Source organism: Ruegeria sp. AL3 (assembly GCF_056536065.1).
In genome coordinates this window covers 2299392-2320177 of sequence record NZ_JBQFJG010000001.1, presented here as the reverse complement: position 1 = coordinate 2320177, position 20786 = coordinate 2299392, and the positions used below count along the sequence as shown (strand labels likewise).

Genomic DNA, 20786 nt, shown 5'->3' with positions numbered 1-20786 from the left:
ACACCCGCCGACACAATGCGGATCTATAGTACCAGGGGAATAATCTCGCCTCGATTGCGGGCGATCTCGGTAATGTCAAAAGCACCGCTTTGCAGTTCAGCCTCGCCCCGAACAACCATTGCAGAGTGATTTTTCACGATGACTTCGCGAACGATATCTGGCCGGCAGGCGCAGGACATGACGCATTGAAGCACCAGATTCGCCAGCGCCTTTTTCCCTTCGAAATAGTCGGAATTGTAATGTTCTTCCATCGTGGACCATTGCCAGTCTTCAAGGACGAAGACGCCGCCTTCCGACATGCGCGGAAAAACGAGGTTGAACGACAACAACGTTTCCAAATACTGGTGCGATGCGTCATCTATGACGAGATCAATCTTCTCGTCGCCGAACTCTGCGTCCAGCAATTCTCCGAACCGATTGATGTCCGCTTGACTTATCCCCTTGTACAGCCGCACGTTATCCTGCCGCGAGTACCTTTCGATATAGGCGTCAAGGTGAGGCAGTTCGCGCGTCGAATATTCAACTGCAACCAGTTTGTCAGGCTGAAATACACGATCGAGAAGCGCCACGCTCCCACCCTGCCATACTCCGATATCGACGATATTGTTAACATCGATCTTCGAGGTGCAATCCAGTTCAGCCTCGATCATTTCGCGGGTTTTCACCAGCAGAAACTCGTTATCGTTCGATGTGATTTCGTGGTATTCCGCAATATCGACCGTGGCAAAAAAATTGACGCCATCAACGGTACATCTGTTCCGCTCGGACCAGACTATCGGTTGAATTTTCTTCTGTTGCGAACCGCCTGAAACTGAGCGCAAGACAGTCGAGACAACTTCCGTAAATTTGCTCACCACTATGCCCTTACCTGATGGCTTGTGTGCTTCATCTCCTGAAAGGCACGGGTTTACACGCTTCCTTTACATCAAACGCAGAAAGAAGCGCGAGGCAGCCGTTTCACGGCCTAACAAATGGGTTGGGTCCGACCATATTCGCCAAGACTGATGCTGAAGTTGGCGCAAACATTCGCGTAATTCGTAGCGTCAAAAAAGATATGTTTCACTTTGGACGTCAAAGCTGAGAGTTAAGGCACGTCTGAGTTGAAAAAACGCAGTTCACAGGAAATTTGCCTCCATTTATCCAACCCTATAGGCGATTTCCAGCGAATCTTTTTGAAACTTCACAGCTGAGAGGTCAGAACCAACCCGACATCTATGCAAGGTTATAATTTATGCTCGCGGAACTTCGGGAACAATATCTGACCACGGTTGCCCGTGCCCTGGATGGCACGATCTATGAAGACCCACCAATTCTGTTTGGAGACACCAAACCGGATTACAACTCCAAAAACCGCGAATACGGCTGGGATTGGCCGTCTGTTGCTTTCACTATGGTGGGCAGCAAGAGATTGGCCAATGTTCGCGCCATGGTGGAATCCGTCATCGGCAACCAGATTCCCGGCGACTTTGTAGAAACCGGAGTATGGCGTGGCGGTGCCAGCATCTTTGCGAAAGCGGTACTCTTTACATATGGCCAGAATGACAGACGTGTCGTTCTGTGTGACTCTTTCAAGGGGTTGCCCGAGCCGAATGAAGAACTGTATCCTCACGACAAGGGGTCTGATTTCCACAAGTACGATGCCCTGGCCGTGTCAGCCGTTTCTGTAAGGGCAAATTTTGAAAAGTTCGGGCTTTTGGACGATAATGTCGTGCTCATCGAGGGCTTTTTCAAGGACACCATGCCACTGGTGCCCAGTGAGCAGATTGCAGTGCTGCGTCTTGACGGCGACATGTATGAATCAACCATAGATCCTTTGCGGCACCTTTTCGGCAAGGTCTCGAAAGGTGGTTGGATCATCGTTGACGACTATCACGTGGTTCCCGCAGCCAAAGCTGCCGTTCATGACTATCTTGACGAAGTGGGCTATCAGCCACCCGCGATCAACGAAATCGATGGTGTGGGCGTCTATTTCCAAAAGGTCTAGAGAGGACCGGGCCTTGGGTTCAGGTCACGGGTCAGGTTGCGCCCGTCACCTGAACACCTGAAATGTCACACTCAGCGAGACTGCGGCCTGTTCGTGTTTCAGAATGGCCGACCAAGAAAATACCCTGGGGGTGCTACCGGGCAGAAACCTCGGCATTCCGATGAACGTCCAAAATGCGGAACTGATTCAAGTTCTGAAAGCGGATCTTTCACATGGCACCTCTGTCTTCGGCAACCCTTTCGGACGTCGCACAGTGGGCACCACACCGAATGCAATCTTCGCACCCGCCCTCAACCACCTGTTCTTTCACTAAAAGTTGGTGCGGTCGAGAAGACTCGAACTTCCACGGGAGTTACCCCACAGCGACCTCAAGTAAACCGCGTGTCAACATTCCGTCTAACGCACTGTAAACTTGGTGTCTTTGACCGCGTGACCTTCTCAGGTTCTTCGCACAGTTAGGTACTGCGAGTACGATTGTTACTGTAACGGAATCGGGTCGGTCAACCCGTACATGTAAGGGTGAGTCAGATTGACTCAGATTGAGTGGTACTGAATTGAATCTTCAGTTCCCTCAGCTAGCGAACTTTAAGTCGGTCATCACTGGCAAGTTAAAACTTAATTAGCAATTCTGGATCGCTGCACTCCACGACAAGTTCGTCAAACTTCGCACTGTCGGCTGGTTCATTGTAAAAGAGGAACTCACCTTCAAACTCTCCAACCAATTGAAAACCATGCGAACCAAGAAACTCTTTATGTTTCCGAGAAGGTTCGTCCACCGTCCAAAAACAGGTTCCAGCCAGATTCGGCAAAACTGCAACTACTTTATTCAATGTTTCTTCAATGGACCGTTCTTTTTCGAGTGACATTTCACCAAAGCCAAGTGAAGGTAAGTTTCGATATCTCAATTGTTGCGCGGCTTCGGCCGTTAGTACCGGTGGGTTATCGGGGGATTGAAGAACTGAAATCGCCCAATCTCGAATGTAGTCATCTGCGACAACACTTTTGTCCGCAGGGTTCGCTTGGAGAATCTCCACTGCAACTTCAGTCATCTTGGCGAATTGGCTCTGCTTTGTGCGCTCACTATTCCAGTGCCAACCTAGAATCCCGATAACGATTGGCACAAGCACAGCGCCCGCGATTTTACCCGCAATTTCCGCCTTTTCCCAATAGTCTTTCTGCGCATTCTCAGACATGATTTCCTTGGGGCAGGTCACTAGCCGTGATCAGAATCAAGGTTGCTCAAATACTTGCCCTAGCTAGAGTGTCGTTTGTGAAAGCCACTCGGTCACAACGTTCCGCTTGCCAGTATATCAGCACTAAACTGTTCTAACACCTAGCCTACCATTCTGAGCGAATCAAACTAGCGCTAGTTTATTCAACAACCAAGTCCCCCTTATACAACCCTAAGTCCTCCCTCAGCACACTCGCCAAAAACTCAAGCTCCCCACTCGCCCAACCATCTTCGAACGCTTGGTTTAACCGCTGCCTCTCAAGGTCCGACTTGGTGCATGGGTAAACCAAGCCGACTATGTTCTGGTACATGTGTCGCGCCCTACTCTCTTCGTCGCGGTAGAAAAACCGCATGTAGCCATCAATTGCTTTAAAGATTTGACCGCTTCGTTCGTTATCTGCTCTCGTCTGCGGTGATCGGTTCAGTTCCCTGTTGGCCTGATCGAAAAGTTCAGGACCAAGGATGGGCAATGCTTCGTCTGGTAGCGCCTCCAGAGAGACTCTGAGAGACTCACTGAGCGGGGTTAAGGGATTAGTGATAGGTTGGGGCTTGGGGACGTCATTAGATGACTCGGGACCCGCACAGGGCCTCTGATCGCCGTTACGAACATTAGGCTCCATTATATTTCCTTTATCGATAATTACTTAGCACACAAAGTTCTTGCATCTATAGGTTGTTCCATTCAGATTTTCCGCGAGATGGGAGTTATTCGCCATCCGAGAAACGTATTTTTGGGACACGCATATGAAGATACAAATTTTTCTAGCTATCACCGCAGCTATTTCGGTCACAGCTTGTAGTAGAGACATGACAGACGGTGAAATTGCTTATGGTCAACAAGTGTTCACCAGAGACTTGGATTTTGAAGTAGTCCGGTTTTCGGGAAATGAACGCAACGCACAAAGAAAAGCCAAAAGGCAATTGGAATCAGAAGCAGAGCAACTAGCTGGGGCCCAACCCAAAGACGCTGGCTCGGAAAAACTCCTTTCCATCCTGCCTTCTCTGTTTGGCGCGGACGCAATGGCAATCGCAAACACAGTGTATTACGATTCAGATGTTTACTCGCCGGACTTCTCAAAGAGTACCTATGACAGTGACCGTTGGCTTATGGCCCATGAACTGACTCATGTGTGGCAGTGGCAAAACCGGGCGAAAACAGGATACAGCTTTACGAAGGTGGTTTCCGAACACTTGAAGTACGGTGACGCTGTTTATGACTACAAACTGGTCAACGGTAAAAAGTTCACAGAATACCGTTTCGAGCAACAAGGCGAAATCGTTGAATGTTACATGAAGCTGCGTCAATTGAGCCCCAACTCTCCGCTCACTATCCGGCATGAGAAGCTTATTCGGGCGGAGTTCCCGCTGGACAGTGTAATTGAAATTGTCGGATCACCATCCAGCGATGAAGTAAGTATTCGTCCCGAAGCGAAGTCGGAAACCTGTGGGGCATAGGACTATAAGGATTCTAGCTAGACGAAGGACTACCGGCTTTACGTGTCCACAGCGTCCACATCGACCGGGTAGTCCAACTGTACCGCTGGAATTTGACTATGATAGGAAGTCGCTGGAACCCTAGGATCAATAGGTTGAACCTTATGTTCCTTGACCAGCTTAGCGGCAGTAGAAAGGTCGGTACCGGTGGCGGTACCTTCCTTGATCTTCCCAATCAGTTTCCGAACGAGTAACCCGTTGAGTTCTTCAAGTTCGTCTTGGGTGGCGTTTTTGATGCTTTCTTCGTTCATGGGATCACGCATACGGCTCTACAAGATTGTCAAAGGCATCTATGACAGCATCACGAGTGATCTGACCAGTTGCAGCTTTGAACCAAATGTTTCTTACCGCCGCACGTTGTTCGCGCGTCCCTGTTTCCGCCAGATCGACGAGGAAACCCACACGGTCCGCTTCATGTCCGTCGCCGTTGTTTAAGAAATCTTGAATGACCCTACCGCCAACTTCCTGCATCTCTGTGAAAGTCTCTTGAGCGTGTTGTGGTGATACGCCCATGTTCCGCTGCAAATAATCAATACCCTGTTCGCTGATCTCACCATTCAACGCAATGTCCTGACCGACAACCTGCAGAACGTCTCCGGCTTGTTCACCGAAAGCCAACTCGAATTGGTCATTGAGCAGTCTGGCTTCCTCGGGGCGATCATCCACTGGCTCTGCTTCTGAGACGCTTTCGCTGTCCCGCTGGAAATCCTCTTGGGGCGTGGTGAATTCGGACCCACTGATTAATCCAAGGGATTGTGCCATTTCGTAGGTCACTTCCATCCCGCCAATCATTAACAGATCAGTCGGTTGGTACTCACCTCCTGCGTGAATACGCATACCATCACGGGTAACAATATTTGTGTTGTTGTTGGCTTCGGCATCAGGAATGTGGGTCGATGCTGTATTGAAGTGCCCCTTTGCTCGTGCCTCTGCGGTTACATCACGTGTTGTGGCGATGAAGTCATCCGAGTTTCGGAGATTGCTGTTTGGGACCGCTGCAATGTCGTCAGCGTAAGAGTTTTCAATTGTCATTTGTGATATCTTCTTTCTTCGAATTTGTGAGTGTGAGGCCAAGAGCCTCGTGCGCCTTCGCAAGAAGGCGATGGTCGGAACACCACGATTTGCCCATCGCATGATCGACAGCGCCGTGGAGTTCTTCGCCAATAGCTCGGACAATGGGTCCGGCTTTAAATCGGTTGATGGTGACCTTCTTGGTCACCTTCTCTGTGATAGGTCGGGGTTGGTTCAGAATAGGATCATCGGAGACATACCAAGGCTTCTCCCAACGGATGATCTTTTCCTCGGTCTTGGTCTTAGTGAACCCTGAGTTTGCCAAGACAAACTTCCCTGCCCATGTATCGACAAAGAAGTTCCGCGTCTTGACTGCCCCGCGTTTACCCTCGGGCATCTGCCAGTGGAACTCTGACCAAAGACGACAGGCCATATACCTGACCATCGCATCAGACAGAGAGTTCTTTTCTCGATAAACGTAGTTGGAAATTATCACCCAGGCTTTGGCCCTTTGGGTGTAGCCCATGTCCCCTTCAAGCCCAAAGAAAGGCAGAGCATAGGAAGGACTATGCGTAATGGTGCGCTGGGCTGAACCCCAAGAGGACTTAAAGGACCGCTTGGTAAAGTCCGAAGTGAGATAGTCCTCTTCCAACCAATCTTTGATCGCACCCTCTAGGGCTCTGAGTTCACCTTGGATTGGCAATCGGCCTGTAGGGTGCCCGTATCGCCTATTTCGCTGAAAGTGCTCTTGGCAGTAGCGGGACACGCCGCGCCTCGGATTGTCACACCCCGAGACTGAACAAGATCGTGTTTTGTTAACTCGCTCCTGTTGAACCCGCCTTTGCCTCAACGCATCTTTGGAAGCCTTACTTCGCCTTCCCGCAGGGATGGTAGAGAGGGGTAACTTAGCTACCATCTGCCCGGTCTTTGAGGAACAAGGAATTGACCCTGACCTTACCGTTTTTGAGCCGCTGCAAGGCTTCCGGGATCACATCCACACCAACTGAAGCCAGTGCTTTTCGACCTTCACTATCCTCGGGGTAAACAAACGACTTCATCGCTACGCGCCAGAAGTTCTGCGACAAGTTCAGGTCGTTGCGAACTTGAAGTGGGTGATAGGGGCCAGCCTTGGCCAGTGAGAAGTACTGAACCAACAATGGGATAATGGTTGAGTATTTTGAAACATGTTCCATGTATTAATTTCCAATTATTTTAATGTCATATGAGGATTAGAGAGGGAGCAAAAATCGCCTCATCAGTTGACTGAGGCCCAAACGTGAGAAGGGATATTGTCCTCCCACAGCCAACACAGAAAAAGGTTCTGCATCCTTCGACTTGGTAGATACAGAGTGATAGGTTTCTTGTCCCTAATCCGGGATCGCCACACCCACTGGATCAATTCCGTTAAAGCATAATCATCCGGACCAACCGACCCCGCCCCAAGAAATCTGAGGATGTTCGGGTTGATGAACTGATTGTAGAGGTAGATCAGGTGAGTGGCGTTCTTGTAGTCGTTTGTCCCTCGCGTCGTGTTTGGCAACCAATGCACACGACCACTACGCCCCTGTAGCCTAGAGTTCTTAGCGTAAGGACCAGGACGGAATTTACCAACTTCGATACCATTAGGATCGACCTTCGGGCTTTTACCGTTGGCGAACCATTTGTTCTTGGGACAGGTCAACAGGATGTTTTCGAGGGGAACGTCTTTAAGAGGGCGTCTGGCTAAAGAGCATAGAGCCTTAGGAACCAGCCGGTCATACTCACGTGACTTCCCCTCTTTTCGATGAGTTTGGTCGTTATGGCCAAATGAAAGCTTGGACAGTGACGGAATACCTTTAACGGTTATGAGATCCCGTGCCTCTCTAATAAACGCCTGTTCTACCGAGGGATCACTTTTGTCGTGCTTAGGGTCCAACCCGATACGCTTAAGATAGGCCGCCATGATCGACCCCTCTGCCTTATAAGTATAGAGTGTCAACGACTGTCCAGCCCTCAACAACCTCTCTGGCATAACTGCAACGTTGTAGCCGCCTTGGATATTGAAGAGACGACCAGCCTTTGCGGCTTTGTAGTACTTCAAGCTCACATGTTCGGTTAGGTCAGAGCACTCTTCATCCCAAGCAGTTGTAGGAAGGATCTGTGAGGTCTCCGGATCGACAGTGCACAAACCCGCCTTGATGAACAGACGATCCCATGCACTTGCCTTCACCTTGTAGTTGGCATCAATGACTGAAAGGACCTCATCAATGTGCAGATGATAGGGATCAATCAAACCCTCCCTCTCAACTTCTGCCAAGGTGTCGAACATGGCGTGGGTCGTGACTAGGTTCTGCCCTTCCGAGAGAAGACGCCTAAGTGAATGGACTTTCTTAGTGGTGACAACCTCATCACCATTCTCATCAAATTCAATATCAGCCTCAGCCTCGGGTTGCTCAAAGGTGATACCCCGTTGTTGTGTCGCGGCTATCACTCGGTCGCATTCGCTCAGTAGAGGAACGACGACCAAATATTGTTTGTGATGTTCAAATGAGTTGAGCATCCCGGTTGTCTTACCGAAACCGCAGGGTCGATCCTTGATGACAATGGGTCGAACTTGGGTTGCTGTCTCAAGGTCAAAATTAGGGTCATACTTCAATGAAATGATCCTTGTCGTGAATGTCAAAATTATAGAAGTGTTATTAACAAAGGGGGATGAAACCCCTTATTTTTATGACTCAAAATGATGTGTGTACCACTTCTTAGTGGCACGACTAGTTTCCGGGTCGTCGTGATTGAGCCGCGAAAAGGTGTGGTCTTACTCTGGGTTCAACTATTGGAAACACAGAGGCGTTTTGTCATTTGGCGTCTTTTGTTTCGAACAGTCCCTAGGAAACCGGAGTAGCGTTCACGAAAAAAGAAAGAACGGGAAAGAACTCCGAGCGCAGTAGTCCATATGCAGTGTTAATTGATTGCCCCTAGGAGCCCACAGAAGGCCCCTCAGAGTCCCAGAGCGCACCACCCGCACCAACCCACCCAAAATCCAAAGGTGGACTCAGTGACTCTCTCAGCGGCTCTACGAACATCTTCAACTCGGAACAGTCAGCGACCAACCACAAGATTTAGTGGGACTATGATCCTGCTGACTTGGGGTATCATCAACCATCACAACACCCATACCCGTACAATCCACACGTACAGATAACCGTAACTCACTGAAAGATATAAGGTTGCTACGAGTAACAATACCCGAAGCAGCGATCATCAGGTGTGTTTCCATGCCAATTGAGCATCGGGCTCCCCTGCCCCGCCTCACAGTGGATCGAAGGTGGACGGTCGGTTGGTCCGGGTGGACGGGCGGCTGGGCTGTGAGTGTACTGTAGGGGTACCGGGGGTAGACGGGAGCGCACCTACTGATAACACCCTCACAAATATTTTTGGAAAATCGACAGCACCAACTAAAGGGAGCTTTACAATTCGCTTCACTGAGCCTCGTCCTTTTCTCTACTCCAGTAGTCGGAATCATCGAGCTTACTGATCGCTTTCTTGATAAGTGCTTTGTTTGGTGATTTCACGTTCGTATCACGCCTTACACGAATGGACGCTATCAAGTCCTTAAGCTCACTTCGTTCAGCTTCGGTGTTTATTTCTCTCCGATATTGGTGAAGTGCTGCGTTTAGCATGTGACGAAGATAAATGTCATCTCTCTTAGTCTCACTTACTGCCTTTTTGGCTATGGCTAGCCAACCCTTCGGCTTGCTACTAATTATCAGAACAAAGAGCATGTAACAATCAAGCGGTCGCTCTGGGTTACTCTGGAGAATTGCAGAGAACACCTTACCATGCTTGCGGCTTCCCAACCTGTTGGCTGCTCCTCTAGCCATTGAACCAGGAAGAACAAGGGTAACCATACCCTCCATTCGGACTCTATTTTCTTCCGCGTCAGAAGTTTTGAACTCCCTATCGTTTATAAGGTTTATGTAGGTAAACCCATTCCACGATACGTATTTACGTTCAGCAATTAACGGCACAAAGATAGTCGCAACTTCATATGCTAGTTTGTGGCTATCGATCGATGCTTTCATTGCTCTGATTTTCGCGTCAGCGTCAGCGAACTTTGCACTGTTTAATGCGACATTGAGCTCATGCCTCATTCTGGAAACACTATGCTCAGATGCGATGAATTTGATTATTGATACTTTTTGATCTTCTGTCCTGCGCTCTGCGTGAATAGATGTTTTTAGCTCATCAAGCTCCGAGCCTTCGACTGGCCCTTCGTCAACCTTGTCGGAAACAGAATCCCATATTAGTGTTTCGTCTTCTTCCCTCTCCCATACGACTCCATCATGAAGGTCTAAATTGGAAATTGGATAACTCTCGTAAAATGAAAGCAAAGCCGCTTCTAGTTTTTCGGAGATATCATTCAAGACCCCGCTCGAGTCGGGCAACAGACCACACAGGACTTCAACCAACCCATCCAGTTCTAGGTGCCTATTGTCCGCAATACACGCATTCAGAATTTCCGGGTGTGCAGCCACTTGCTTACCGACAAAATAGCTAAAGAACATTCTGTACCTAAAATAGTGAAACTCACCATCTCGGACAACTATCTTTCCATGGATAAGGTCCCCAAGTATTTCGCTTGAGCTAAAATCGTCGAGAGTTTTCTTTTTGTATTCCTCGCAGAAATTCCGCCAATCAGATCTAGTGAACGCCCACGCATTTTTCTGAAAAATCTGAAAGCAAAAAGCTGAAATCAAATCCACTTTATTCGCGGCATTGAATGCGTCCGCATAGGCATCACTTGCTCTTTGCAAAGCGCCGATTACAAACCTTTCGATAATGTGCAAGCGCGATACAGGCGAAAACGCTCCGTCTTTGCAAACAACACTCGCGTACATCACTACATTAGAGGGGGTGAGTGGAATGCATAACTGCAAAAGATCCGAATAAACTTTATCCACAATCGCGGAAGTTGCATCTGAATTATTTTCAGGTGCAGTCACTTCCACAACGCGCCGAATATCTAACCTAGAAAGTCCCCTCAGCTGAAATCGGCGGAATCCTAGTTCTGAAATTTCGTCGTCGAATGTATCTGACCCAAGAGATTGCCTTTGAAGAACGACAATACGAATTCCACTAAATACAGCTAGCAACTCGCGTAACATACGCTGATGTTCAACGGATGAAAAATTGTCTATAACTAGAGTGAATTTCTCACTGTCGGTCTTCTTTGAAAGTAGCTCATCCTGAGCGATCTTCTTTCGATAGTTCGGAATGTCCCCCGCATCCCTGAACATAACGGATTGACTTAAGGCCTCTAGTTCATTTGCAATACGGCGACCCAAATTCGAAAGACCATATTCATGAGGAGCACTGATAGAGCAATGATCGTTCAAGCTAACCAATTCAGAGACAGAAATTTTGACCTCATCTGTCGTGGTTGGGTCAGCTGAAATCGACCAAAGGTTTGGCTCGCAGTAAATTTGCCGATCCCCAACCGAAAACAAAGTACTACGATAGGTCGTAGGCCTTTTTTCACTAACCACCACACCAGTTTCATTGCCCACCTCTCGATTGGATATGGGCTCAACCGGACATTGCGCAGACAACTGATCTAGAACAGTCAACAACTCCGAATGATCCGGTGCACCGTTGGAAACATCGACCGGGTAAAACACCACATCCATCTTGTATTTCGTAAGAAATTTCCTTCGCTCCAGGTGAACATTAAAGTTCAGATCATCTCGAACACCAATTATGGCGAAGTGACTATTTGTAGCCGGTAGCGGCTGCATAACGGTGTTCAGCTGCGTCACGATAAACGGATCAGTAAATCCAAACCCGATCATTATTACGCGTTTCGTTCGAAAAATCCCTCTAAGAAACTCAATCTTATTTCTAGATTCGCTATAAAAATTCGAGTAATCATCCCCGCTCAGTACAATACTGCTAGTTTCGCTTATATTTCCGTGCCAGTGAAGGATACGCGGGTATTTAGAGAAGCTCTCCTCTCTCTCCCAGTTTAACAGCTCTGCTTCCTGCTCTCCGTGAATTCCTTGAACGTGTTGCCCAAACAATTGTGATGCGGCCATTTCAAGGCCGTTATCATAGTTTAGAGTCATGAGCTTTGTGTAGTTCGTCCGCATTATTGCACTGTGAGCCGCTGTGGGCCCGGTCAACCCGGAGAACAGCTTCACCACCTTCGCCCTCACATGGGCAGCGCTAGTCGATTTTGAGATTTCATCTACAACGTACAAGTAGTCAGAAGTTTCGCCACGCAATGCAGCGATGGTACTAGCGTCGAACAAGCCATCTGCTTCCGCATCGTTAATTAATTGAGCTATCAGCGCACCCCAAGATGGAAGGGCTGGCATGCTCGTACCAGCCCCAGTTAATGCAATCACAGTTTCTGAGGATATAGCGTTAACAATTTTCTCCAACGACGAGGTGTTTCCGGGGAACTGTTTTTCAAAGAAATTCATTGTCAATCTTACACTTGTTGAGTCCGTCTTGAAGCTACACTTATTCCTAGAATGTTCAATCGAAGACTCCCGCAAGAGGAAGCCAAACTTACTTTGTGAGGAAGGCTTTTATCTCAACATTCTCACGGTCCCTCTGCATTCTCTCAAAGAACGCCTGACGCCCCTTGAGTACCGCAAAGCCCTTCGAATGGTTGTCCATCCATGTCTCTGTGGCTTGCTCGTAGTCCCGCTTGAGGCCTGCAATCATCTCAGCTTTGGTACCCGCAGTTCTCGTACGGTTACCCCAAGGCATCGCGTTGAACACTTTGTTGTCTGCCAGTTCCTCTAGGGCCTCACGGTAGGTCTTACCATTGAGCTTCATGGTGCTGAAAACATCCTGGTACTGGTCATACAGTGATCGCTTACCGTCATCGGCCTTGTAGTTCCTCAGGTCCTCATTGCGGATGAACGAGCCGGGACGCCTCAAGACGTACTGTCTACCAGTGTGTTCGTTTGCATCAATTAGCAGCTTCATCGCCTTGTCGGTGGACACGGGTCTCCCAACAAATAGATGATTACCCGCCAAGTCGTCTTGGTCGGTGTAGACATAGGGTTCACCGGTGAACTGGTTACGTTCAAGATCAACTTCATCCATATTGACGACAGATGAGAAATGACGAGCAAACGCATCTAACGTCAGCGGTTCAGCTTTGTATTTATGACCGCTGTCATCTAGGGATTGATTAGCTTTCCTGAGAATATTCGGGAAATAGCTTTCGGCCATAGTGTGAACCGGGCGCTTCCAAGCTTCGCCAGTTTCAAACGAACCGCCAGTAGCCTTAACGAGACTTTCCAAACCTTCCATGAAGGAGTTGTTGGTCACGGCCTCTGAGAATACATAAGCCATAGCACCAATCTGAGCTTGGAGCATCTCGCCCTCTCGCTCGAACTCTCCCCGGTCTTTGCTTTCTTCGATCTTCCTCATGCGGATCATGGTGTTCGCAAAGAACTTCATTGGGAAAGCGAATGGCTCAAAGCGCTCATAGCTATGCCATTCTCCATTGATGAAGATGCTGTAAGGCGGAATGACTTTCCGACGCATCGCTGCATCGACATAGTTTCGTTCTTCGCCCCCAGTGATCTTACCTTCAGCCACCAGAGCCATAGTCCAACCAACAATACTCAAGCCGACTGCATACTCACCTGCGGCTCTAGCCTGGGAAGCTTTACCGTTATGTCCCATGAGGTCATCCCAGAATTTCGAGCTACCATGCTTACCCTGAGCAACATTGGCCACTTTAGAGGCAATGGCGATACTCTCTCGGACACCGGGCGTCATTCTTATACCTTCGTCAGTGAGGCGAAAGAAAATCCGCATGAAGGGAAACAGGAAACGTCCAGCCATTGAGCCGTTTGTGATCTCCGACGCTTTAGCCATCAGCTTTTCGCCATGATACCGGCTATTCGGATCGAATTGCTTCTGGAAGGTGACCTCCTGAGCCCTCGTAATCGCCAGCATGTCCAGCCCCGCCCCGGTCTCCGGGTCGAATGCTTTGTTCATACGGCCTTTGATGAAGGCTTCCTTCTGGTTACCCTTTAGCCCCTGCAGGTCTGCATCAAGTGCAGCTGAGGCTCTCACCTCTCCACGGTAGGCCAACTGCTTGATGAACTGGTCAGTGCCAATCATCAAACGGGATGGGTAGGTCAGGATATGGTTCTTGTAGACAGGATCGAGACGCTCAAATTGGGTGATATCGTCAAGGACCGGCTTCATCTGCTTATACGCTTCGATTGCGTAGGTCAGACTGTCCTTCATCCCTGAGGCCATCCCAATGACTTTCTGAGCAGCCATCTTGGTCATCTGCTTGTCACGCGACAGTGTACCCCAAGCCGCCTCATAGGCGATCCGAGAAGTCATCTGAGCAAACGACGACAAGAAGTTGGTTTCATGTGTCTTGATACCGGAGAGCATGGCGTTGTAGCGCCACTGTTCCAGACCTCGAAGAGCTTTGTTGAGGTTACCCTCATCTTCGATCTTGGCCTTGGCATCTTGAAGTTGTTGCTTGCTCTTAGGATTGAGGATTGTTCCAGATCGGTGAGCTTCATCACCCATCGCCCTGACACGCTGGAAGGCTAGTACAGGATCAACACCTTCTTTGGTGAGTTCCCGATACCTTTCTGCGAGGAAGGCACCATTACCGCCACCCTCAGTTTCCCTCAGGCGCTTTGTGATCTTCTTCTCGACTATCCTAGCTGCGTCCCGAACGACTTTCTTGGTTTGGCGTTTAGTCAGCCCTTGAGCTTTTGCTTCATCCTCAGCCGCTTTCGCAGCCGCAGTGATTTCGTCATAGATGTTCATGTGACCGGCACGTTGTCCCAACAGCGCACCCGCAGCGGACCCTAGGTTCGCATTGAGCGCCTCAACTTCCATCGAAAGCTGAACCTGCTTATGGAACATTTCCCTCATCACAGCTTCTTCGTGAGGCGTCAGGCGCCCACTGTTCAAAGCTGCTTCAACAAGACCAGCCATCCGGTTTGTCTGAGAGCGTACTGACCGTGAAGCCATCTGTACGGCGTAAGACCGCAGACGGAAATCAGCAATGGTCAGACTTTCGGCATCTGCCCACGATCTGAGACCCTGAATATCACCAGAATCCACCATTTTCATGGCTTGCTGGAAGGGCTTCATGATCGCCCCTTTCAGCTGCTCTTTGGTACGAATACCGTGTTCAGCAAGTGTATCAGTAGCGTCCTTTAGGTAGCCCTTGGCTATATCCCAAGCAGTACCGTTGTCCGTCACCTCACGGGCAGCATTGAATATCTTCTCTGCACGATCGATTGCCAGTTTGTGTTCCTTAGCGGAGACAATAGGCTTGGCCGGTTTCCCGGTCAGGTCCTCAGCCACAGCCTCAAACCTAGGCGGGATGGACTCGATTACTGCGGTCTCAGCTTCCTTGGCGATATCCTCGGCAACCTTAGCCGCTGCATTTGTTGGCTGTGTCTCAGCCAAAGCGGAACGAGCGGCACGTTCGGCATCGAAATGCCAGAGCTTGTGTTGGGTACTAAGGGTGGACCTTGGGTCTGCCTTTGGTTCCTGCTTAATGGTCTGAGCGAGATCCTCTGCATCGACATCGTTGATGATCTTTTGGATCTCAGTGGCGGCATCGTCAGGCTGGATTTTACCAGTCTTGACCTTACGCATGACGCGCATAGCGCCCATCATTACAACGTCTAGGCCGACGCCAACAACACCACCTTCCAACGAACGCCTGAAACGTTTCTCGGCATCAGTATCGTCAACGTCGTGCCGGAAATACTCGTCAATGATCTCACTCTCTACACCGAAATAGTCAGCAACCGCAGTGGTCATTAACGGATCATCTTCATCGAAGAAGTTGTAGTCGGTAACCATTCCGGCAACAGTTGCCATCGCCAACTGACCTTTTGGACCAGCATTAGCCATAACCTGTAACTTCGACGCGGCCCCTACCCCGGTAAAGAAAGGTGCTGCGAATTGGACAGCACCCTCAGTGAATTTACCGGTTAGAGTTTCAGGCTGCTCGATAGCACCACGAAGGATCGTATCGGCGTTCCACTCTTTACGTTCATAAGGTTCAACCGGAGTTGCCTCGGGGATTTCCTCACCACGCTTCTGTGCCAAGTATACATCATATGCGTTCTTGGCCTCTTGAGCTTCCACCATGGCTTCGCCGTTTGAATTGAAGGCGTTCTCACCGAACTCTGCGACAGCACCAAAGAGGCCACGTGCAGCGGCCCCCGGTAATTCTGAAATATGCTCAAAGAGACCATGAGGTTGCTCTAGGGTGCGGTAGTGTTCCGCCGCCCCGGCTCCCCAAACCTTGTCGAAGTCTTGATGGATACGGTCGCTCTCGTCAGCGTCTTTTAAGGCCGCAATCATATCTTCGTGCGGACCCGCAAGGATCATTTGAGTTAGATCCATATCATTGCCAGTGACCACTGCAATGTCGGCCTGAACAGTCAGATCATCCTCTGCGTATTTTCGAATTTTCTCAACTTGTTCAAAGGTGAATTCACCATACCATTTGTTCTCACCTCTTCGGGTGTTTCTGTTGTCATTCATTCAATCTGTTTTCCTAAAATATGTTTCCTTGGTCGGCGCAAAAATCGTCGCGCCAATAAGTGTGTTTCCCGGCTCAGCGACAGCGACCATCGAAATTGAAGTCGCTATCGCCAGCACAAGGAAAGGTACCGCCTCCCCCATGATTGGGGCGGCATCTATAAAAACTAATTTGTTGAGTTACGGTCTCTGCCTTTGACCCTCAGGCTTCTGTGCGTCCCGTCGCAAAACACAATGAGGAAGCCCCCATGCCGCGATGGTTAAACACACGTCCCCCGTCAGGTATACCCAGAGGTGATAGGTTATAGATCATCATTCACGCATTATCGGCTCAACGCGCATTGCGCTGACGCCTAGCTACCCCACCATGCAGCCTAGTAACTGCACGACACATATATCCCGTGTGTCTGGTCAAGGGTGATGACCTTCATATTCAATTGTCAAAGAGCATGGCCACGTTGAAGTGACCAATCAGCAAGAAGTTTTCCCTTCCGCCAAACAATAAATTATCTATCCGTTATCGGATCATTTGTAAACAGCAAATACAATAATCCAATACAAACAAAACGATTATTTTCCCGTATAAGGATTGCTTTTCACTCCGCTATCGATTTTATTATCAACATGCACAAAGACATACAGCCCGGAATTGACTTCCTTCAACGCTTTTCGCAGTTCGATTTGAAGATGCAAATCAGCACCGCGATGACACTGCTATACATAGCTCGACACCAAGATCGACCAGAAGGCGTGACCACCGCCGACATACAGAATTGGGTTGGCTTGAAAACTGCGGCAGCCAGCCGGAACAGCAATTATTGGGGAGATGGAGCGGCGGACATGCCCAACTCTGGCTACGGGTTGATCACGGTGACTGAACATCCCACTGACAGACGCAAGCGTGAATTGCGGTTAACCCCGAGGGGTGAAGCATTCATCAATCAACTAGAAGAGATATTGACCGGCCCCAAGGGCGATTGACCCCGCAAACAAAAAAGGGCCAGTCTTTTAGCTGGCCCCTGCTTCTAACTTTGGGAAAATTTAGACAATCAGAGTGTCCAACTCTGCGTCCACAGGATGCCTGTCACCAGTCACTTCCTCATACGCATGGAGCGCATCAATGAGGCGCTTTCTGATGCTCTCTCGGTCATATTGGTTGTTCAGTCCCCACCCTGTTTCAAGCTCAAGACCCGCAATTAAGTCAGTGTTTTTCTGATCTACCAGCATCAAATAGCTCATCATGACTCGCTCGTGAAGCGCTTGAGCAACCGACAATGTTCCGACACTTTTCATACTAACTTCCTCTTCTACTTACTTGTTTGATTTCAGTTTGCCTCAAGTCGAACCGAGGGAGACACAAGGCTTCCTCCGAGTTCCACATACAGTGCCTTGAAGGTTGAAAGGATAACGTCATCCAACTCTGCTCTCTTGGCGTAGACGCTAATCCCAATGTCATCTTTGTTCGAGTGACCAACTGCGAGATTCCTAGCTTCTCGGGCAACACCAGCATTGACCAGGGCGGATACAGCGGTGCGACGAAACGAGTGCATGTCCCACTTGGAATTGTCACCTTCGATACTCTTTCGCGCTTTCTCCAAGGCTTTCCCAAGATAGTGACTTGTTTGCTTGTCGTATCCTCCAAGGTTGATCCTAGGGAACAACCGCCCTTCGTTCTCAGGGCAAGCTGGCTCTACAACATCAGCCCACTTGATGGCCTCTCTCAGCAACGCACAATCATCGTCACCTACGATCATGACTGTCCTCTTCCCCGCCTCAGTTTTACTCTCGGGGATATGGATGCAGATGTGATCACCCCTGTCTTCTATGTCAGATATGTAACGCCCACAGATTTCATTCAGTCGGCATCCGGTGACCCAGAGTAGACGCACAGTGACGAACATCTCGAATTGGTATTTGAGGGCGGAGTTACCTGCGATGTAGGTCAGAAGGCTTTCAGCTTCCTCTCGGGTTACTGGTCGCAATTTCTTCTCTCTCGGATCGGTCTTCTTTTTCTGTCCTGCGACACGCCTCAAGAGTGACGAAAAGGGATTGCGCACATCAGGATCGACCAAACCCCAGTGATCCAAGACACGCCAGTATGACGCGAGACAACACTGATAGGACTGTAGGGATCGCGCAGAGAGAAGTTCACCGGTCCGCTCAGACGGTGTGACTTTGAGATAATCCATGAAGGAAAGAGCCAACGCCCTGTTGATCTCTGTGACCTCGATATTCCCCGCGAACGCCTCAAAGCCCTCAAGGTGCTGCCGATATCGAGCTTTGGTGGCTTCCTTGATACCATCCGCCTCCGCCAGCCAGCGATGCGCCGTATCTCTAACGGTCGTCCCCTCTTGCGGGGTATGTCGCGCCACCTGTTTTACCGTCGGCTCCGGTGTAGAGCCCTCACCTATCGACGCAAGAATCTCCGGCAAGACCTCTTTTCGCCGGACCAAAGCCTCAGCTAAATCCTGCGTTCCGAGACCACGCACGATCTCTTTCTTACCGATTATTGCTTGATACTCGTGGGGAACTGCGACTCTGACAGCGTAGCCTTTGCCTCGCTTGAAGAGACCCTTCGGCACCCGTACATCCATCTCAAAAGGCTCCATTTACCGTTACATTCGGTGAAGAAACCTGTTGAAAATCAAGTACTTGGTGCGGTCGAGAAGACTCGAACTTCCACGGGAGTTACCCCACAGCGACCTCAACGCTGCGCGTCTACCAATTCCGCCACGACCGCACTGCCAATGACTTGGTAACGCGGCGTATAGACGTTGGTGCGCGCGATGTGAAGAGGCAAAAACGCAGTGGTTTAAATTCCTTCGCCACGGGCATATCTCTCCAGTGGACAACACGCTATTGACCTGACAGGAGCCACACAATGCCACCGCCCGATAACCGCCCGATCGTTCAGATCGATATCGTCTCGGATGTTGTGTGTCCCTGGTGCGTTGTCGGGTTTCGACAGCTTGACATGGCGTTGCAGCAACAAGGTGTCCTTGCCCGGCTTCGCTGGCATCCGTTCGAGTTGAACCCGGACATGCCACCCGAAGGCCAGAACCTGCGTGAACATATCATGGCGAAATACGGCTCGACCGCCGAGCAAAGTCAGCAGGCACGGGACAAGCTTACCTCGATCGGGGCCAAGCTCGGCTTTGCCTTCAACTTCGACGATGACAGCAGAATGGTGAACACATTCGCGGCGCATCAGTTGCTGGATTGGGCGGAATCAGTCGGCCGACAGCATCCTTTGAAACTGGCTCTGTTCGACGCATATTTCACAGCGCAGCGGGATGTTTCCGATATGGATGTTCTGCTGGAGGCTGTTCGATCCATCGGGCTGGACGCGGATACGGCGCGACAAGCGCTTGAAAGCGGAGAACACATGGCCCCGGTGCGTGAAAAGCAGCTGTTCTGGACCAGCCGGGGCATTTCAGGCGTGCCATCCATGGTTTTTGGCGGGAAATACCTGCTGACCGGCGCGCAGGGGTCTGAAACCTATACCCAGGTGCTGCAACGTTGCCTGTCCGAGGCCGCCTGACCCCTTTTCTTGACCGATCCAGACGGATATGAGACCGGCATGGAATGGAAAATCACCGATGGTCTGACCAGCTATGACGACGCCGTTGCCTTTATGGAGGCGCGCGTCGCCGCAATCGCAAATGGCGAAGCCGAAGAATGTGTCTGGCTGCTGGAACACCCGCCGCTGTATACGGCCGGCACTTCGGCCAAGATCGAGGATCTGACCGACCCCGATCGTTTTCCGGTTTACGCAAGCAAACGCGGCGGCGAATACACCTATCACGGGCCCGGTCAACGTGTGGCCTATGTCATGCTGGACTTGAACAAACGTGGTCGCGACGTGCGTCAGTTTGTGAAACAGCTGGAGACCTGGGTGATCTCGGCGCTGGCAGAATTCAACGTGCAAGGCGAGATCCGTGATGGGCGCGTAGGGGTTTGGGTTCGGCGTGATGACAAGCCGTTGACAGTGACCGGCAAACCGGCAGAAGACAAGATCGCCGCCATTGGACTGCGCCTGCGCAAATGGGTCAGTTTTCACGGAATCTCGGTGAATGTCGAACCGGATCTGGAACATTTTTCCGGCATCGTCCCTTGCGGGATCAGCGAATACGGCGTGACCTCATTGGTCGATCTGGGCTTGCCGGTAACGATGGCAGACCTTGATGCCGCGCTGAAAAAGACATTCGCAGACGTTTTTGGCCCTGTGGCGCCCTGAATCCATCTGTCGATCACTGCGCAGCGAATCGCTGCGCGCCTCTGTTGCAAACAACAATCCCTGTGGCCGGCTGGCTCTGTTTCCCATGCGTAAGGCAATTAACCCTGAATTCGATGGATTTATGGAAGTCTTTAAGCATTTTTTAACTCAGGTAGATACAAAGACCCTGTTAACGAGTAATATGGAACTGCCAATCAAGAGTGAGTGGTATGTTAACCGGTGATCCAGGGCTCGCCCTCGAAATCCGAGAAGTGTTTGGTTACGAGTCTGCCGTTCCGACCCCAAATCGG

The 20786-nt window shown here is 50.1% G+C and carries 17 protein-coding genes and 1 tRNA gene; 6 read left to right on the top strand and 12 right to left on the bottom strand.

Annotation, left to right across the window (positions count from 1 at the left end; translation table 11 throughout):
• Positions 1-23: 23 nt before the first annotated feature.
• Positions 24-854, bottom strand: a complete 831-nt coding sequence (locus ACR3E6_RS11755) for a class I SAM-dependent methyltransferase (RefSeq protein WP_209833387.1) — start codon at positions 852-854, stop codon at positions 24-26.
• A gap of 377 nt (positions 855-1231) precedes the next feature.
• Between ACR3E6_RS11755 and ACR3E6_RS11750 the strand changes: the two genes are divergently transcribed.
• Complete coding sequence (locus ACR3E6_RS11750; protein WP_209833389.1) at positions 1232-1984, top strand: TylF/MycF/NovP-related O-methyltransferase; 753 nt, start codon at positions 1232-1234, stop codon at positions 1982-1984.
• 103 nt (positions 1985-2087) lie between these two features.
• Positions 2088-2297: a hypothetical protein gene (locus ACR3E6_RS11745; protein ID WP_480487257.1), complete on the top strand. Its 210-nt coding sequence runs from the start codon at positions 2088-2090 to the stop codon at positions 2295-2297.
• A gap of 295 nt (positions 2298-2592) precedes the next feature.
• On the opposite strand, the gene ACR3E6_RS11740 is transcribed toward ACR3E6_RS11745, so the two are convergent.
• On the bottom strand, positions 2593-3177 hold the full coding sequence (locus ACR3E6_RS11740) for a transposase domain-containing protein (protein WP_480487255.1): 585 nt from the start codon (positions 3175-3177) through the stop codon (positions 2593-2595).
• Positions 3178-3959: 782 nt separating this feature from the next.
• Between ACR3E6_RS11740 and ACR3E6_RS11735 the strand changes: the two genes are divergently transcribed.
• On the top strand, positions 3960-4670 hold the full coding sequence (locus ACR3E6_RS11735; protein WP_480487254.1) for an eCIS core domain-containing protein: 711 nt from the start codon (positions 3960-3962) through the stop codon (positions 4668-4670).
• Positions 4671-4708: 38 nt separating this feature from the next.
• Here the strand turns inward: ACR3E6_RS11735 and ACR3E6_RS11730 are convergent, their stop codons facing one another.
• From ACR3E6_RS11730 to ACR3E6_RS11700, 7 genes are all read right to left on the bottom strand, one after another.
• A complete protein-coding gene (locus tag ACR3E6_RS11730; protein WP_480487252.1) occupies positions 4709-4972 on the bottom strand; it encodes a hypothetical protein in 264 nt (87 codons plus the stop codon).
• The gene (locus ACR3E6_RS11725; RefSeq protein ID WP_480487250.1) at positions 4965-5741 is read right to left on the bottom strand and encodes a hypothetical protein; all 777 of its coding nucleotides are present in this window, start codon (positions 5739-5741) and stop codon (positions 4965-4967) included. The genes ACR3E6_RS11730 and ACR3E6_RS11725 overlap by 8 nt, the downstream gene beginning before the upstream one ends.
• A complete protein-coding gene (locus ACR3E6_RS11720; protein ID WP_480487248.1) occupies positions 5731-6372 on the bottom strand; it encodes a hypothetical protein in 642 nt (213 codons plus the stop codon). Before ACR3E6_RS11720 ends, ACR3E6_RS11725 begins: the two co-directional genes overlap by 11 nt.
• A 253-nt stretch (positions 6373-6625) precedes the next feature.
• The gene (locus ACR3E6_RS11715; protein WP_480487246.1) at positions 6626-6913 is read right to left on the bottom strand and encodes a hypothetical protein; all 288 of its coding nucleotides are present in this window, start codon (positions 6911-6913) and stop codon (positions 6626-6628) included.
• Positions 6914-6975: 62 nt separating this feature from the next.
• On the bottom strand, positions 6976-8355 hold the full coding sequence (locus ACR3E6_RS11710) for a hypothetical protein (RefSeq protein ID WP_480487244.1): 1380 nt from the start codon (positions 8353-8355) through the stop codon (positions 6976-6978).
• 823 nt (positions 8356-9178) lie between these two features.
• The gene (locus tag ACR3E6_RS11705; RefSeq protein WP_480487242.1) at positions 9179-12181 is read right to left on the bottom strand and encodes an SIR2 family protein; all 3003 of its coding nucleotides are present in this window, start codon (positions 12179-12181) and stop codon (positions 9179-9181) included.
• 88 nt (positions 12182-12269) lie between these two features.
• Entirely contained in the window at positions 12270-16262 is a 3993-nt protein-coding gene (locus ACR3E6_RS11700) for a hypothetical protein (RefSeq protein WP_480487241.1), read from the bottom strand.
• Positions 16263-17009: 747 nt separating this feature from the next.
• Between ACR3E6_RS11700 and ACR3E6_RS11695 the strand changes: the two genes are divergently transcribed.
• A complete protein-coding gene (locus ACR3E6_RS11695) occupies positions 17010-17240 on the top strand; it encodes a hypothetical protein (RefSeq protein ID WP_480487239.1) in 231 nt (76 codons plus the stop codon).
• Between the two features lie 60 nt (positions 17241-17300).
• Here ACR3E6_RS11695 and ACR3E6_RS11690 read toward each other — a convergent pair whose 3' ends face one another.
• From ACR3E6_RS11690 to ACR3E6_RS11680, 3 genes are all read right to left on the bottom strand, one after another.
• Positions 17301-17552 (bottom strand): hypothetical protein, encoded by a 252-nt coding sequence (locus ACR3E6_RS11690; RefSeq protein WP_480487237.1) that lies wholly within the window; start codon positions 17550-17552, stop codon positions 17301-17303.
• A 32-nt stretch (positions 17553-17584) separates the two neighbouring features.
• Positions 17585-18868 (bottom strand): DUF6538 domain-containing protein, encoded by a 1284-nt coding sequence (locus ACR3E6_RS11685; protein ID WP_480487236.1) that lies wholly within the window; start codon positions 18866-18868, stop codon positions 17585-17587.
• Positions 18869-18912: 44 nt separating this feature from the next.
• Positions 18913-18999, bottom strand: a tRNA-Leu gene (locus ACR3E6_RS11680).
• Positions 19000-19140: 141 nt separating this feature from the next.
• On the opposite strand from ACR3E6_RS11680, the gene ACR3E6_RS11675 reads away from it, so the two are divergent.
• Positions 19141-19800: a DsbA family oxidoreductase gene (locus tag ACR3E6_RS11675; protein WP_171723470.1), complete on the top strand. Its 660-nt coding sequence runs from the start codon at positions 19141-19143 to the stop codon at positions 19798-19800.
• Between the two features lie 39 nt (positions 19801-19839).
• Complete coding sequence (gene lipB, locus ACR3E6_RS11670) at positions 19840-20496, top strand: lipoyl(octanoyl) transferase LipB (protein ID WP_171633236.1); 657 nt, start codon at positions 19840-19842, stop codon at positions 20494-20496.
• Positions 20497-20786: the final 290 nt, after the last annotated feature.

What these genes read in the sequence shown, in the direction of transcription:
- ACR3E6_RS11750 (WP_209833389.1), top strand. Translation starts at nt 1,232, where the DNA reads ATGCTCGCGGAACTTCGGGAACAATATCTGACCACGGTTGCCCGTGCC.
- ACR3E6_RS11745 (WP_480487257.1), top strand. Translation starts at nt 2,088, where the DNA reads ATGGCCGACCAAGAAAATACCCTGGGGGTGCTACCGGGCAGAAACCTC.
- ACR3E6_RS11740 (WP_480487255.1), bottom strand. Translation starts at nt 3,177, where the DNA reads ATGTCTGAGAATGCGCAGAAAGACTATTGGGAAAAGGCGGAAATTGCG.
- ACR3E6_RS11735 (WP_480487254.1), top strand. Translation starts at nt 3,960, where the DNA reads ATGAAGATACAAATTTTTCTAGCTATCACCGCAGCTATTTCGGTCACA.
- ACR3E6_RS11730 (WP_480487252.1), bottom strand. Translation starts at nt 4,972, where the DNA reads ATGCGTGATCCCATGAACGAAGAAAGCATCAAAAACGCCACCCAAGAC.
- ACR3E6_RS11725 (WP_480487250.1), bottom strand. Translation starts at nt 5,741, where the DNA reads ATGACAATTGAAAACTCTTACGCTGACGACATTGCAGCGGTCCCAAAC.
- ACR3E6_RS11715 (WP_480487246.1), bottom strand. Translation starts at nt 6,913, where the DNA reads ATGGAACATGTTTCAAAATACTCAACCATTATCCCATTGTTGGTTCAG.
- ACR3E6_RS11705 (WP_480487242.1), bottom strand. Translation starts at nt 12,181, where the DNA reads ATGAATTTCTTTGAAAAACAGTTCCCCGGAAACACCTCGTCGTTGGAG.
- ACR3E6_RS11700 (WP_480487241.1), bottom strand. Translation starts at nt 16,262, where the DNA reads ATGAATGACAACAGAAACACCCGAAGAGGTGAGAACAAATGGTATGGT.
- ACR3E6_RS11690 (WP_480487237.1), bottom strand. Translation starts at nt 17,552, where the DNA reads ATGAAAAGTGTCGGAACATTGTCGGTTGCTCAAGCGCTTCACGAGCGA.
- ACR3E6_RS11685 (WP_480487236.1), bottom strand. Translation starts at nt 18,868, where the DNA reads ATGGAGCCTTTTGAGATGGATGTACGGGTGCCGAAGGGTCTCTTCAAG.
- ACR3E6_RS11675 (WP_171723470.1), top strand. Translation starts at nt 19,141, where the DNA reads ATGCCACCGCCCGATAACCGCCCGATCGTTCAGATCGATATCGTCTCG.
- lipB (WP_171633236.1), top strand. Translation starts at nt 19,840, where the DNA reads ATGGAATGGAAAATCACCGATGGTCTGACCAGCTATGACGACGCCGTT.